Origin of the sequence: Intrasporangium sp. (assembly GCF_051961875.1) — a bacterium.
Classification (GTDB): domain Bacteria; phylum Actinomycetota; class Actinomycetes; order Actinomycetales; family Dermatophilaceae; genus Intrasporangium_A.
Genome location: NZ_JBQCCV010000137.1, coordinates 1 through 13,900, shown reverse-complemented (window position 1 = coordinate 13,900; position 13,900 = coordinate 1). Strand labels below are relative to the sequence as shown.

The window sequence follows — 13,900 nt, the reverse complement described above, 5'->3', positions numbered from 1 at the left end:
CCCGTATGCGGTCGCCGCGCCCCGCCCGCCCCTCCGCCCCTCCCCGTGGGGCGGGCTGGGGGGGGGGGGGGGCGCGGGCGGCGACCGCGTGCGGGGCCCGGGGCGGGACTGGGGGGGCGCGGCCGCGCCCCACGCCGACGTCGTCGTCGTCACCGACGACAACCCCCGATCCGAGGACCCGGGCTCCATCCGCGAGGCCGTCCGGTCCGGCGCCGAGCGCGCAGTGCGGTCGGGTCACGCGACGGCGACGCTGGTCGTCGACGGCGGCACCCGGACCGACGCCATCACCAACACCGTTGCCGAGGCCGTGCGGGCCGCCCGTGAGCACGGCCGCACCGACACCGTCGTCATCCTCGGCAAGGGTCACGAGACCGGACAGGAGGTCGGGGGAGTGGTTCACCCCTTCGACGACAGGGAGGCGGTGCGCACGGCCCTCGCCGCGGCCGGCCTGCACCCCACGCCGCCAGCGACGACACCGACGCGACCGACGACACCCACGACCCCCACTGCAGCGTCGAGCGGAGGTACCCGATGATCCCGCTGCCCCTCGCCCGCGTGGCGGAGCTGACCGGCGGCGTGCTGCACGGCCCGGACCCCGCCGGAGAGCTCGTCATCGACGGCCCCGTCGTGACCGACTCGCGCGAGTGCGGCCCCGGGGGCCTCTACGTGGCCCGCGTCGGCGAGCACGCCGACGGCCACGCCTTCGTGCCGGATGCGGCCGCCCGCGGCGCCGTCGCGGCCCTCACCTCCAGGGTCGTCGACGGGCTGCCCTGTGTCGTCGTCGACGACGTCCAGCTCGCGTTCGGCCACCTCGCGCGCGGGGTCGTCGACACTGCGCCCGGCCTGCAGGTCATCGGGATCACCGGGTCCTCCGGCAAGACGTCGACCAAGGACCTGCTCGCATCGGTCCTCGCCACCGCCGGCGAGACGGTCGCACCCGTCAACTCGCTCAACGGCGAGATCGGGGTGCCGCTCACCGTCTGCCGCATCACCCCCTCGACGAGGCACCTCGTCGTCGAGATGGGCGCCCGCGGCATCGGGCACCTCCGCTACCTCACCCAGATCGCGCCACCGCAGATCGGGATCGTCCTCAACGTGGGCAGCGCCCACGTCGGCGAGTTCGGCTCACGCGAGAACATCGCCCGCGCCAAGGCCGAGCTGCCCCAGGCACTTCCAGCGGAGGGCCTCGCCATCCTCAACGCCGACGACCCGCTCGTCGCCGCCATGGCGCAGGGCCTCGCCGCGCGGGTGTGCCTCGTGGGCACGTCGCACGAGGCGGAGGTGCGCGCGGAGGACATCGTCCTCGACGAGGCGGGGAGAGCGGCATACACCCTCGTGGCCCCGCAGGGGCGAGCGAAGGTGGGCCTGCGGCTCGTCGGCCCCCACCACGTCGCGAACTCCCTCGCCGTCGCCGCTGCCGCCCTCGAGCTCGGGCTGCCGCTCGATGCGGTCGCGGCCTCCCTCAGCGCCGCCCTGCCCGTCAGCCGGTGGCGCATGGAGGTCACCCGCCGCGCGGACGGGGTGACCGTCGTCAACGACGCCTACAACGCCAACCCCGAGTCGATGCGCGCCGCGCTCGACGCCCTCGCCGGCATGACGACGGCCGGGCGCCGCTGGGCCGTGGTGGGGGAGATGCTCGAGCTGGGCGAGTCGAGCCCCGCCGAGCACGCCGCCATCGGACGGTATGCCGCCCAGCTCGGGATCGACCGCCTCGTGGCGGTCGGTGACGGGGCGCGGTCGGTCGGCGCCGCGGAATGGGTGCGCGACACGGACACCGCCTTCGACCTCCTGCGCGTGGAGCTCGCGCCAGGCGACATCGTGCTGTTCAAGTCGAGCCGCGACAGCGGGCTGCGGTGGCTCGGGGACCGGGTGGCCGGCCGCGACGAGACCGTCAGCGCGCCGGGAGCCGCCGCGGCCGCGGAGGTGGCGCCGTGAAGGGCGTCCTTTTCGCTGCTGCCTTCTCGCTCATCATCTCCCTCCTCGGCACCCCGCTCTTCATCAAGTTCCTGGTCAAGCGGGGCTACGGACAGTTCATCCGCGACGACGGGCCGACCTCCCACCACACGAAGCGCGGCACGCCGACGATGGGCGGCGCGGTCATCCTCGTCGCGACCGTCGGCGCCTACGCCCTCGCGCACCTCGTCACCCTGACGCAGGTCTCGGCGAGCGGCGTGCTCGTGCTGTTCCTCATGGCCGGGCTTGGACTGGTCGGCTTCCTCGACGACTACATCAAGATCTCCAAGCAGCGCAGCCTCGGGCTGCGCTCCAAACAGAAGCTGGCCGGGCAGGGACTAGTGGGCATCGCCTTCGCGGTCCTCGCCCTGCAGTTCCCCAACTCGCAGTACCGCACGCCCGCCTCGCCGTTCATCTCCTTCGTGCGCGACACGAACATCAACCTCGCCTACTACGGGACGATCCTCGGCGTCATCCTCTTCATCATCTGGGCGAACATCATGATCGCGGGCGCCTCCAACGGCGTGAATCTCACGGATGGCCTCGACGGGCTCGCGACCGGCGTCTCGACCATGGTCTTCGGGGCCTACGTGCTGATCAGCCTCTGGACGTTCAACCAGAACTGCCAGACCAACCCGGGCATCAAGTGCTACGAGGTGCGCGACTCCCACGACCTCGCCCTTGTCGCAGCCGCCGGGATGGGCGCCTGCTTCGGGTTCCTCTGGTGGAACGCCTCACCAGCCAAGATCTTCATGGGCGACACCGGCTCACTCGCCCTCGGTGGCGCGCTCGCCGGCCTCGCGATCACGACCCGCACCGAGCTGCTCCTCGTCATCCTCGGTGGCCTGTTCATCATCATCACGATGTCCGTCATCATCCAGGTCGTGTCGTTCAAGACGACCGGTAGACGGGTGTTCCGGATGGCGCCGCTGCAGCACCACTTCGAGCTCGTCGGGTGGGCCGAGGTGACCATCGTGATCCGCTTCTGGATCGTCGCCGGGCTGTTCGTCGCCTTCGGGCTGGGGATCTTCTACGCAGAGTGGGTGGTGGGGTCGGGATGACGGTCGAGCCGAACTACGAGCCGCGGCCCGGGCTGACGCACCGCGACGCGGACTGGAGCGAGCTGCGGGTCCTCGTCGTCGGCCTCGGCGTCTCGGGTTTCGCCGCCGCCGACGCCCTCGCCGAGCGGGGCGCCCGGGTGACCGCGGTCTCCCGGGACGTCACCGAGATCATCAGTGAGCGCGCCCGCATCCTCGAGATCCTCGGCGTCGACGTCCGGCTCGGACCCGAGCACATGCACACCCCGCCGGAGGGGACCGAGCTCGTCGTCACCTCGCCCGGCGTGCCGCCCCACGACGCGCTGATGCTCGCCGCGGCGACCGGCGGCATCCCCGTGTGGGGCGAGGTCGAGCTGGCCTGGCGGATGCGCGCCCGCGAGGGTGCCGCGCCCTGGCTCACCGTCACCGGGACGAACGGCAAGACGACGACCGTCGGCATGCTCGCCTCGATCCTCCGGGCCGCCGGGCTGCGGGCCACGGCCGCGGGCAACGTCGGCACCCCGATCCTCGAGGCGGTCCTGCACCCCGAGCCCTTCGACGTCATCGCCGTCGAGCTGTCGAGCTTCCAGCTGCACTGGCAACGGTCGGTCTCCTCCGTCGCGAGCGCGGTCCTCAACGTCGCACCCGACCACCTCGACTGGCACGGGTCCTACGAGGAGTACCTGCGGGCCAAGGGCCGGATCTACGACAACACCCACATCGCCTGCATCTACAACGTCGGCGACCTGCAGACCGAGCAGCTGGTCATGGAGGCGGACGTCATCGAGGGGTGCCGCGCCGTCGGGTTCACGCTCGGGGTGCCCGCGCCGTCGATGCTCGGCGTGGTCGACGACGTGCTCGCCGACCGGGCGTTCGTCGAGCAGCGCCAGCGCTCCGCCGCCGAGCTGTGCACCCTCGACGACCTGCGCGGCGAGTCCGAGACGCTGCCCCCGCACCACGTGGCGAACGCCCTCGCCGCGGCGGCCCTCGCCCGTGCCTACGGCGTCGGGCCGATCTCGGTGCGCGACGGACTGCGGGCCTTCCGGCCTGACCGGCACCGGATCGCCGTCATCGACGTGCCGGGCCCGGTGCGCTGGGTCAACGACTCCAAGGCGACCAACACTCACGCCGCCGCGGCCGCGCTCACGTCGTTCGACAGCGTCGTCTGGATCGCCGGCGGCTTGCTCAAGGGGGCCGACGTCGACAGCCTCGTCGAGGACGTCGCCTCCCGTCTGCGTGGGGTCGTCCTCCTCGGCCGTGACCGGGGCCGGATCGCGGACGCGCTCGCCCGACACGCGCCCGAGGTCCCCGTCATCGACGTCCCCGAGACGGACACTGGGGCCATGGACCTCGTCGTCGCCCAGGCCGCGCGCCTCGCCCAGCCCGGCGACGTCGTCCTCCTCGCCCCGGCGGCCGCGTCGATGGACATGTTCGACAACTACGGTGCCCGCGGAGATGCGTTCGAGGAGGCGGTCCGCCGGCACGTCACGGGGGACCGCGGGTGACCTCGACGACCTCCTCGACGACCGGCTCGAGAGCCAGCGCGGCCCGGGCTCCGGAGCGACCGCGCGCCGAACGGGACACGTCCCGCCTCTCGTCGCTGCCCGTCATCGGCAAGCTCGAGTCGCCGCTCACGACGTACTACCTGATCCTCGGCGCGATGACGACCCTCGTCGTCTTCGGCCTCATCATGGTCTTCTCCGCCTCGAGCGTCAGCTCGCTGCTCGGGGGCCAGGCGTCCTACTCCGTCTTCGCCAGACAGGCACTCTTCGCCCTCATCGGCGCGGTCTTCGCCGCCGCCGCGAGCCGTATGCCGCTCGCCTGGTGGAAGCGGCTGTCGCTGCCCACCTTCGTCGCCTCCGTCATGCTGCTCGGGCTCGTCTTCGTGCCCTCGCTCGGCGTCGAGGTGAACGGCAACCGCAACTGGCTCCGGCTCGGGCCGGTCCAGCTCCAGCCCTCCGAGGTCGGCAAGCTCGCGCTCGTCCTCGTCGGGGCCATGGTGTTCGCGAACAAGGGGCGGCTCGTGGGACTCATGCGCCACGCGATCCTGCCCTACCTGATCCCGGTCTCGGTGATCATCCTCGCGCTCGTGCTCGGCGGTGACGACCTCGGCACCGCGCTCGTCATGCTCGCCATCATCGGGGCCGTCCTCGCCGTCGCCGGGGTCCGAGGACGCTTCTTCCTCCTGTCCGGCGCGATCGGCGCGGTGGGCGTCGCCTACCTCGTGCACTCGAGCGGCAACCGGGTCGCCCGGATCGCGAACTTCCTCTCCCCGTCCTGCCAGTCGGACCCCGACGGCTGGTGCGGCCAGTCGGTCCACGGCATGTACGCCCTCGCCGACGGCGGGTGGTGGGGCGTCGGGCTCGGCGCCTCCAAGGAGAAGTGGGACTGGCTCGCCGAGGCCCACAACGACTTCATCTTCGCGATCATCGGCGAGGAGCTCGGCCTGCCGGGCACCCTCGTGATCCTGTTCCTCTTCGCCATCATCGCGTGGGGCTGCTACCGGCTCATGGTCCGCACCCGCGACCGGTTCGTGCGGATCGCGACGGCCGGCATCATGGCCTGGCTCCTCGGTCAGGCGATCGTCAACATCGGCGCCGTCATCGGGCTGCTGCCCGTCATCGGCGTCCCGCTGCCGCTCGTCAGCGCCGGCGGCTCCTCCCTCGTCACGACGATGCTCGCCCTGGGCATGCTGCTGTGCTTCGCGCGCAACGAGCCCGGCTGCCGCGCCCTGCTCGCGGCGCGCCCGGGGATGCTCAAGCGGTCCCTTGCCGTGATGCCGACCCGTTCCCCACTTCGCAGAAACCGGTGATCCCTCGTGTCCTCGCCCACCTCCGTCCTGCTCGCCGGAGGCGGCAGTGCCGGTCACGTTTCCCCGCTGCTCGCCCTGGCCGATGCCCTGGCGCGGCGCCACCCGGGCATCCGCATCAGCGCCCTCGGCACGCAGTCCGGGCTCGAGGCACGGCTCGTGCCGGCGCGTGGCCTCGACCTGCGCTTCGTCCCGAAGGTGCCCCTTCCACGGCGTCCGAGCACTGACCTGCTCCGCCTCCCACTGCGACTGCGCGACGCGATCACCGCCGCGGGGCGAGCCATCGACGAGACCGGTGCCGAGGTCGTCGTCGGCTTCGGTGGCTATGTCAGCACCCCGGCCTATCTCGCGGCCCGACGGCGCGGCGTGCCGATCGTCGTCCACGAGCAGAACGCCCGTCCCGGGCTCGCGAACCGACTGGGCGCGCGGTGGACGCCATACGTCGCCACGACCTTCAGCGCGTCCGCGCTGCCCCACGCGACCCGCGTCGGGATGCCACTGCGCCATGAGATCGCGACCCTCGACCGCACTGCGCTACGCGCGGAGGCGCGGGAGCACTTCGGCCTCGAGAGCCAGTGGCCGACCGTCCTTGTCACCGGTGGCTCCCTCGGAGCCCAGCGCCTCAATGACGCGTTCCGCGACCGGGTCGGTGCCCTCAGCCGGGCCGGCATCCAGGTCCTGCACATCACCGGGACCGGCAAGGAGTTCGAGCCAGACCTGCCCACGGTCGGCGCGCCCTACGTGACCGTGCCCTACGCGGACCGGATGGAGCTGGCCTACAGCGCGGCCGACCTCGTCGTGGCGCGCTCGGGCGCAAACACCGTGGCCGAGCTCACGACCGTCGGGCTGCCGGCCGTCTACGTCCCGCTGCCGATCGGCAACGGCGAGCAGCGGCTCAACGCCGCTGAGGTCGTCGCGACCGGCGGAGGGCTCCTCGTCCCCGACGACGACTTCACCCCGGACTGGATCGACCGGGAGCTCATGCCTCTGGTGGCCGATGGCGAGCGGGTCGCGCGGATGGCCGAGGCGGCGGCAAGCCTTGGCGAGCCGGCTGCGGACGAGCGCCTCGCCGACCTGGTCGACACCGCGGCGGCTGGGAGCCGGGCATGACGAGCCCGACGGCCGAGGAGCCCTTCGCACGGGCGCGCTTCGACTTCCGCGCCCCGGTTCCGCGCGCCGAAGAGCTCGGCGCGGTGCACTTCCTCGCCATCGGCGGCGCCGGGATGTCCGGTGTCGCCCGGATCATGCTCGCCCGCGGCATCGCGGTCAGCGGCACGGACGCGAAGGACGTCCCGGTCCTCACCGCCCTGCGCGCCGAGGGCGCCCACGTCTGGGTCGGCTTCGACCCGGCGCACCAGGAGGCGGCGGACGCCGTCGTCATGTCCTCGTCGATCCGGGACGACAACGTCGAGCTCGTCGCGGCCCGTGAGCGGGGCCTGCCCGTGCTGCACCGAGCCCAGGGCCTCGCCTCCCTGATGCACGGGCGCCGCCGGGTGGCGGTCGCCGGGGCGAACGGCAAGACGACGACCACCTCGTTGCTGACCGTGGCGCTGCAGGAGTGTGGCCTCGACCCATCGTTCGCCGTGGGCGGCGAGCTGGCCAAGCACGGCACCAACGCCCACAGCGGTCCCGGGGACACGTTCGTCGTCGAGGCCGACGAAAGCGACGGTTCCTTCGTCGTCTACCACCCGCACGTCGCCATCGTCACGAACGTTCAGCCGGACCACCTCGACTTCTACGACACCTTCAAGGTTGTCGAGGCCGCCTACCGTGAGTTCGCCCGCACCATCGAGCCCGGCGGCCTGCTCGTGACCTGCGCCGACGACGACGGCGCACGGCGCCTCGCCGCCGCCGCCCGGGACCAGGGGACGCGCGTGGTGACCTACGGGTTCGCCGAGGACGCGGACCTCCGGCTGGACGGCTACCGCGCCGAGGGGCTGCTCACGACCGTCGTGCTGCACCGCGGCAGCGAGAAACAGGAGCTGCGCCTGGCCGTGCCCGGGCGTCACAACGCCCTCAACGCGGCGGCCGCGTTCGCCGCGGCGGTCGACGGGCTCGACCAGGACCCAACCGCCGTCGCCTCCGGGCTCGCCTCCTTCACCGGCACCCGTCGCCGCTTCGAGCCGAAGGGGACCGTCGCGGGAGTCACCGTCGTCGACGACTACGCACACAACGCGGGGAAGGTCCGTGCCGTTGTCGAGACCGCCGTCGGGCTCGTCGGTGACGCGGGGCGGGTCGTCGCGGTCTTCCAGCCACACCTCTACAGCCGCACGCGTGACTTCGCCGCCGAGCTCGGGGCTGGGCTCTCGCAGGCCGACGTCGTCGTCGTGATGGACGTCTACGCGGCGCGCGAGGACCCGGTCCCCGGGGTGACGGGGGAGCTCGTGGCCGAGGCGGCCCGGGCGGGCGGCGCCGACGTCCACTACGTCGCGTCGTGGTCGGCGGTCGCGCCCGTCCTCGCGGAGCTCGTGCGGCCCGGCGACCTGGTGCTGACCATCGGAGCCGGCGACGTCACGATGCTCGGGCCGGAGCTGTTGCGCCTCCTCGGTGAGGCGGCCCAATGAGGCTGGGGCCGACGCCGCCGCCCGTCGGCACCGGGGTGACCTCCGCCCGCCGGCGCTTCGAGGCGCGTGCAGCCCGGGCGAGGCGCCGTCCCCTCCTGCTGGCGGCCGCGCTCGCGACGACCGTCCTGGTCGCGGGGGGGCTCATCTGGCTCGGGTGGATGAGCTCCCTGCTGACCGCCACGACGGTCCGTGTCGAGGGTGTCCCCGCCCGGGACGTGCACGCGGTCCGCCAGGTCGCCCAGGTCCCGCTCGGCGGACCGCTCATGCGGGTCGACACCGATGCCATCGCCGCCCGTCTCGAGGGAGGCCGAGCGTGGACGAACATCCGGGTCGGGCGGAGCCTGCCGCACTCCGTCGTCATCAGCGTCACCCCGCGCGAGCCGGCGCTCGCCCTCAAAGACCCTCAAGGTCAACTTGAACTTGTGGATGCGGGTGGCGTCCGGTTCAGGACCGTCGGGACGCCACCGCGGGGGGTGCCCGTCGTGACGGCGGGCTCGAGCGACGTGACTCCGGAGGGCCTGCGCGCCGCGCTCGCGGCATTGCACGCCCTGCCGGCCCCGCTCAAGGCCCAGGTCGCGGACATGTCGGTCAACTCGGCCGACCAGGTCAGCTTCACCGTCGCCGACAAGTCCGGCCGCCGCACCGTGGTGTGGGGCGGCCTGGGCCAGGAGGAGACCAAGGCGCGGCTGGTCACGATCCTGCTCAAGGAGCCCGCGAAGCGCATCGACGTCAGCGTCCCGGATGCGCCCGTGACGCAGTGAGACGCCGATCCGACGACCGGCTCCGCGGCCACGCCCGCCCTCCCTGGGGCCGGGGTCTGTGACCCAAGTGGCGGATGTGATGATGGCCCTGACCTTCCGCGAACCGCCTGGGCGACACGCCGCAGGCGAGGTTGATCGGGCTGCGTGCACCGCATACCGTCGGGGCGACACGGACAGTTCGTGACCGAACCGTAACCTTCCACGGAAGGTTTAGGGTAGCCCTCGACCCTCGATCCGCACGACGCTTCACCATCAGGAAGGCCCACTCTCGTGGCAGCAGCACCGCAGAACTACTTGGCCGTGATCAAGGTCGTCGGCATCGGTGGGGGTGGCGTCAACGCCATCAACCGGATGATCGAGGTCGGACTCAAGGGCGTCGAGTTCATCGCCATCAACACCGACGCGCAGGCTCTGCTGATGAGCGACGCCGACGTCAAGCTCGACGTCGGTCGTGAGCTGACCCGCGGCCTCGGTGCGGGTGCCGACCCCGAGGTCGGTCGGAAGGCGGCGGAGGACCACGCGGAGGAGATCGAGGAGGTCCTCAAGGGGGCCGACATGGTCTTCGTGACCGCGGGCGAGGGTGGCGGCACCGGTACGGGTGGCGCCCCGGTCGTCGCCCGGATCGCGAAGGGCCTCGGCGCCCTCACGATCGGTGTCGTGACGCGGCCGTTCACCTTCGAGGGACGGCGCCGGGCCAACCAGGCCGAGTCCGGCATCGGCAGCCTCCGGGAAGAGGTCGACACCCTCATCGTCATCCCCAACGACCGGCTGCTGTCGATCAGCGATCGCAACGTCTCGATGATGGATGCCTTCCGGTCCGCCGACCAGGTCCTCCTCTCCGGTGTTCAGGGCATCACCGACCTCATCACGACTCCGGGCCTGATCAACCTCGACTTCGCCGACGTCAAGTCCGTGATGCAGGGCGCGGGCTCGGCCCTCATGGGCATCGGCTCGGCTCGGGGTGAGGACCGGGCCGTCCAGGCGGCCGAGCTCGCGATCAGCTCGCCGCTGCTCGAGGCCTCGATCGACGGTGCTCACGGCGTGCTCCTGTCGATCCAGGGCGGCTCCGACCTCGGCCTGTTCGAGATCAACGAGGCCGCCCGCCTCGTCCAGGAGGCCGCGCACCCCGAGGCCAACATCATCTTCGGTGCCGTCATCGACGATGCCCTCGGTGACGAGGTCCGCGTCACGGTCATCGCCGCCGGCTTCGACGCGGGCGGCCCGACCCGCCGCGAGGACGACCGCGGCGCGGGGCAGCGCGCAGCCCACCCGGCGTCCTCCCACCGGCCGGCGCCCCAGCAGCAGCCCCAGCAGCCGGTTGCGACCCAGAGCGCGGCAGTGCCCCAACAGGCACAGCAGGTGCAGCCGCAGCAGGCGCAGCAGGCCCAGCGACCCGCCCAGCAGCTCCCGCCGCAGCCTGCCCCGACAGCCAACGGCGACACGCACCTCGGCCAGTACCAGCAGCAGGCGCCGCGCCCGGCCCAGCAGCCACCGGCCCAGCAGGCGCCGGCCCAGCAGGCGCCGGTCCAGCGTCCGCCGCGACAGGTCGCCTTCGAGGACAACGACGAGCTCGACGTCCCCGACTTCCTGAAGTAGCGCGACCGACCCGAGTGATCGACTGGTGACGGGCCCCCTGGCGGGGCCCGTCAGTCGTATCGGCGCGGGAGGTAGGTTGGCCGCGTGTTCCACTGGCGACGGACCATCTCCCCGGACGGCAGCGACGGATCGGTCGTCGAGGTCGGCTTCACGGGTCGCAGCCGAGGGGTCGGTGCCGCGCCGTGGCACGGGCTCAACCTCGGTGGCCACGTCGGGGACGACCCGAGACAGGTCGAGGCGAACCGTGCGGCGCTCGCCGAGAGCCTCGGTGTCAGCCGCGAGCGGCTGATCTTCATGAACCAGGTCCACGGCACCGAGGTGGTCGAGGTCGACGGGCCATGGTCCGGTGCCGCCGCCTCGGCCGACGCGGTCATCACCGGCGCCACCGACCTGGCGCTCGCGGTCCTCGTCGCGGACTGTGTGCCGGTCCTCCTGCACGATGCGGGTGCGGGGCTCGTCGCCGCCGTGCATGCCGGTCGCCCCGGGATGACCGCCGGCATCGTCCCCCTCGTCGTCGAGCGGATGCGCCGGCTGGGAGCGGAGCAGCTCGCCGCCGTCGTGGGCCCGTCGGTGTGCGGGCGGTGCTACGAGGTGCCGGCCGCCATGGCCGAGCAGGCCGCAGCGGCGGCGCCGAGCGCGCTCACCCGGTCCTGGACCGGGACGCCCGCCATCGACGTCGCGGCAGGGGTCGTGGAGCAGCTTGCCGGGGACGGCGTCCGCGTGGAATGGGTGCCGGGCTGCAGCCGGGAGAACGCCGACCTCTACTCCTACCGCCGGGACGGCCGCACCGGTCGGTTCGCCGGGGTCATCGTGCGCCGGGCCGGGAGGCAGCGCCCAGCGGCAGCCGAGTGAGCGGCATACGGGCCTGGGCGGCTCCTGCGTGTCGCGAGGCGATATCCGACTCTCACACCCGTCACTTCTGTAGCGTCGGGCGGGAAGGCAACCCGCGATGTAGGAGCTGGCATGGCAGGCGCACTGCGCAAGACGATGGTGTACCTCGGACTCGCCGAGGAGGACGCCCGTCAGGATCGCTATGACGACTACGACGGGTACGACGACTCCGACCGCTACGACGATGAGCCTCTCGAGGAGACCGGCCACACCGCGGCCGTGACCCCGCTGCCGACCAAGCGGGCCGTGGCCTCCGTCGTCCGAGACGTGGAGGTCGGCCGGCTCAACCGCATCACCACGATCCACCCGCGCACCTACAACGAGGCGAAGAACATCGGCGAGTGGTTCCGCGACCAGGTGCCCGTCATCATGAACCTCTCCGAGATGGACGACGCGGACGCCAAGCGCCTCGTCGACTTCGCCGCCGGCCTCGTCTTCGGCCTGCACGGGTCCATCGAGCGGGTCACCTCCAAGGTGTTCCTCCTCTCCCCAGCGCACGTCGAGGTGTCGGCCGACGAGCCGGAGGCCTCGACGTCGGCCACGCGCGGATTCTTCAACCAGAGCTGACCCGATTGCGTCCCTGAGCCCCTCATCGGTCAGACTTGCGACATGGACGTGTTCTGGACGATCTACGGGGTGGTCGTCTTCGCCTTCTTCATCGCCCTCATCGGACGTTTCGTCATCGACTGGGTGCAGGTGCTGTCGCGCTCCTGGCAGCCCCGCGGGCCACTCCTCGTCATCGCCGAGGCGATCTACACCGTCACGGACCCGCCGCTCAAGGCACTCCGCAGGATCATCCCGTCACCGAACCTCGGCGGGATCCGCCTGGACCTGTCCTTCCTCGTGCTCATGCTCCTCACGTCCCTCGCCCTCAACCTGCCGAGCTTCTTGGGGGCCGCGTGACAAATGTGGCACATGGGATCATTCGCCCATGCGCTCTGTGGGATGGCATCATGAGCGAGAATGTCTGGCCGGCCGGGCCAGTCCGTGAATCCATTACGTCTGCCAAGAGGTGAGAGATGGCGCTAACACCGGAGCAGGTGCTGAACAAGCACTTCCAGACCACGCAGTTCCGCCGGGGCTACGAGGAGCGCGACGTCGACGACTTCCTCGACGAGGTCGTCGCAGAGATGCGCTCGCTGATCGAGCAGCGCGACGACTACCTCAAGCAGCTGAACGACTGCCGGGCGAGCAAGAACCAGACGGCCGTGCGACCGGACGCCGCGCCGGCCGCTCGCGCCGGTGACGAGGCCAGGCTCACCGGGCTCCAGGCGAAGATCCAGGACGCCGAGCGGGCCTTCAAGGCAGCCTCGGAGCGCGCCACGAAGGCGCGGACCGACGCGGAGAACATCGAGCGGGCGGCGAAGGAACGCATCGAGCGTGCGAACGCCGAGGCCCAGCGTGCCGAGGAGGCCGCCAAGTCCGCTGCCGACAACGCCGCCCTCAACGACGCGCAGGCCAAGCTCAACGGGCTGAGGAACCAGGTCGCCGACGCCGAGGCCCGCCTGGCGAAGGCGCAGGAGCAGGCCCGGTCGGCCGAGGAGGCCGCGCGTTCGGCCGAGGCCCGCGCCGCACAGGCCGCCAGTGTCCAGCCGGCCGCTGCAGCGGCTCCGGCGGCCGCTGCCGTGGCCGGTCCCTCCGGGCCGGACGACGCCGCCGGGGTCATCGCCCTCGCGCAGCGTCTCCACGACGAGCACGTCCGCAACGGCGAGAGCAAGCGCGACGAGCTGATCGGCATCGGCCAGCGGCGCCACGACGAGCTCGTCGCGAGCGGTCAGCGCCAGCACGACGAGGCCGCCCGCAAGGCCGAGGAGACGGCCGCCGCCGCCGCCGCTCGCCGCGACCAGCTGATCGCCGAGGGGACGGGCCAGCGCGACCGGATGCTCGCCGAGGCGACGGCCAAGCGCGACGAGATGCTCACCGAGGCCCGGGAGCGTTCCACCGGCATGGTCGCCGAGGCGCAGCAGAAGAAGGCCGCCGTCCTCGAGGAGCTCGACAAGCAGCAGGGGCTGCTCAACAAGAAGATCGACGAGCTGCGCGGCTTCGAGCGCAACTACCGCAGCAACCTCAAGTCCTACATCAGCCGCCAGCTCTCCGACCTCGACCGCACGGCCGAGGAGCTCACCCCGGCCGGCGAGGGTGAGGGTCGCTAGGCCCGAGCCGGCCCAGCGCCATCACGAGCCCTTGCGAAGGGGCCGCCCGGAACCCACCGGGCGGCCCCGTCGCGTTTGACGCCGCCCCTTCCCCCCCCCGGCCCCCCCCGCCCCCCCGGGGGGCGAACCCGGTGGG

Annotated in this window: 13 protein-coding genes; all 13 read left to right on the top strand. The window is 72.2% G+C overall.

From position 1 onward, the window contains the following. The coding region (locus ACTHJJ_RS08275; protein WP_440302464.1) for a glutamate ligase domain-containing protein at window positions 1-535 on the top strand (535 nt) is incomplete at its 5' end. Further along, complete coding sequence (locus ACTHJJ_RS08270) at window positions 532-1,935, top strand: UDP-N-acetylmuramoyl-tripeptide--D-alanyl-D-alanine ligase (protein ID WP_440302463.1); 1,404 nt, start codon at window positions 532-534, stop codon at window positions 1,933-1,935. The genes ACTHJJ_RS08275 and ACTHJJ_RS08270, both read left to right, overlap by 4 nt. Further along, window positions 1,932-3,014, top strand: a complete 1,083-nt coding sequence (gene mraY, locus ACTHJJ_RS08265) for a phospho-N-acetylmuramoyl-pentapeptide-transferase (RefSeq protein WP_440302462.1) — start codon at window positions 1,932-1,934, stop codon at window positions 3,012-3,014. The genes ACTHJJ_RS08270 and mraY overlap by 4 nt, the downstream gene beginning before the upstream one ends. Further along, window positions 3,011-4,495: a UDP-N-acetylmuramoyl-L-alanine--D-glutamate ligase gene (murD, locus tag ACTHJJ_RS08260; RefSeq protein ID WP_440302461.1), complete on the top strand. Its 1,485-nt coding sequence runs from the start codon at window positions 3,011-3,013 to the stop codon at window positions 4,493-4,495. The genes mraY and murD overlap by 4 nt, the downstream gene beginning before the upstream one ends. Beyond that, a complete protein-coding gene (gene ftsW / locus ACTHJJ_RS08255) occupies window positions 4,492-5,802 on the top strand; it encodes a putative lipid II flippase FtsW (protein WP_440302460.1) in 1,311 nt (436 codons plus the stop codon). The genes murD and ftsW overlap by 4 nt, the downstream gene beginning before the upstream one ends. Before the next feature lie 6 nt (window positions 5,803-5,808). After that, window positions 5,809-6,909 carry an undecaprenyldiphospho-muramoylpentapeptide beta-N-acetylglucosaminyltransferase gene (murG, locus tag ACTHJJ_RS08250; protein WP_440302459.1) on the top strand — a complete coding sequence of 367 codons (1,101 nt, stop codon included), beginning with the start codon at window positions 5,809-5,811 and terminating at the stop codon, window positions 6,907-6,909. Continuing rightward, the gene (murC, locus tag ACTHJJ_RS08245; protein WP_440302458.1) at window positions 6,906-8,363 is read left to right on the top strand and encodes a UDP-N-acetylmuramate--L-alanine ligase; all 1,458 of its coding nucleotides are present in this window, start codon (window positions 6,906-6,908) and stop codon (window positions 8,361-8,363) included. The genes murG and murC overlap by 4 nt, the downstream gene beginning before the upstream one ends. Beyond that, window positions 8,360-9,124, top strand: coding sequence for a cell division protein FtsQ/DivIB (locus ACTHJJ_RS08240; RefSeq protein ID WP_440302457.1), 765 nt, complete (start codon window positions 8,360-8,362; stop codon window positions 9,122-9,124). Before murC ends, ACTHJJ_RS08240 begins: the two co-directional genes overlap by 4 nt. Window positions 9,125-9,394: 270 nt before the next feature. Further along, a complete protein-coding gene (gene ftsZ, locus ACTHJJ_RS08235; RefSeq protein WP_440302456.1) occupies window positions 9,395-10,720 on the top strand; it encodes a cell division protein FtsZ in 1,326 nt (441 codons plus the stop codon). A gap of 84 nt (window positions 10,721-10,804) precedes the next feature. Beyond that, the gene (gene pgeF, locus ACTHJJ_RS08230) at window positions 10,805-11,572 is read left to right on the top strand and encodes a peptidoglycan editing factor PgeF (protein ID WP_440302455.1); all 768 of its coding nucleotides are present in this window, start codon (window positions 10,805-10,807) and stop codon (window positions 11,570-11,572) included. 111 nt (window positions 11,573-11,683) lie between these two features. Next, window positions 11,684-12,178 carry a cell division protein SepF gene (locus tag ACTHJJ_RS08225; protein WP_440302454.1) on the top strand — a complete coding sequence of 165 codons (495 nt, stop codon included), beginning with the start codon at window positions 11,684-11,686 and terminating at the stop codon, window positions 12,176-12,178. A 42-nt stretch (window positions 12,179-12,220) separates the two neighbouring features. Further along, window positions 12,221-12,514, top strand: a complete 294-nt coding sequence (locus ACTHJJ_RS08220; RefSeq protein ID WP_440302453.1) for a YggT family protein — start codon at window positions 12,221-12,223, stop codon at window positions 12,512-12,514. A 116-nt stretch (window positions 12,515-12,630) separates the two neighbouring features. Then, complete coding sequence (locus ACTHJJ_RS08215) at window positions 12,631-13,764, top strand: DivIVA domain-containing protein (RefSeq protein WP_440302452.1); 1,134 nt, start codon at window positions 12,631-12,633, stop codon at window positions 13,762-13,764. Window positions 13,765-13,900 lie beyond the last annotated feature (136 nt).

Coding starts and splice junctions, on each gene's coding strand:
- ACTHJJ_RS08270 (WP_440302463.1), top strand. CDS start 532: ATGATCCCGCTGCCCCTCGCCCGCGTGGCGGAGCTGACCGGCGGCGTG.
- murD (WP_440302461.1), top strand. CDS start 3,011: ATGACGGTCGAGCCGAACTACGAGCCGCGGCCCGGGCTGACGCACCGC.
- murC (WP_440302458.1), top strand. CDS start 6,906: ATGACGAGCCCGACGGCCGAGGAGCCCTTCGCACGGGCGCGCTTCGAC.
- ACTHJJ_RS08215 (WP_440302452.1), top strand. CDS start 12,631: ATGGCGCTAACACCGGAGCAGGTGCTGAACAAGCACTTCCAGACCACG.
- ACTHJJ_RS08220 (WP_440302453.1), top strand. CDS start 12,221: ATGGACGTGTTCTGGACGATCTACGGGGTGGTCGTCTTCGCCTTCTTC.
- ACTHJJ_RS08240 (WP_440302457.1), top strand. CDS start 8,360: ATGAGGCTGGGGCCGACGCCGCCGCCCGTCGGCACCGGGGTGACCTCC.
- ACTHJJ_RS08225 (WP_440302454.1), top strand. CDS start 11,684: ATGGCAGGCGCACTGCGCAAGACGATGGTGTACCTCGGACTCGCCGAG.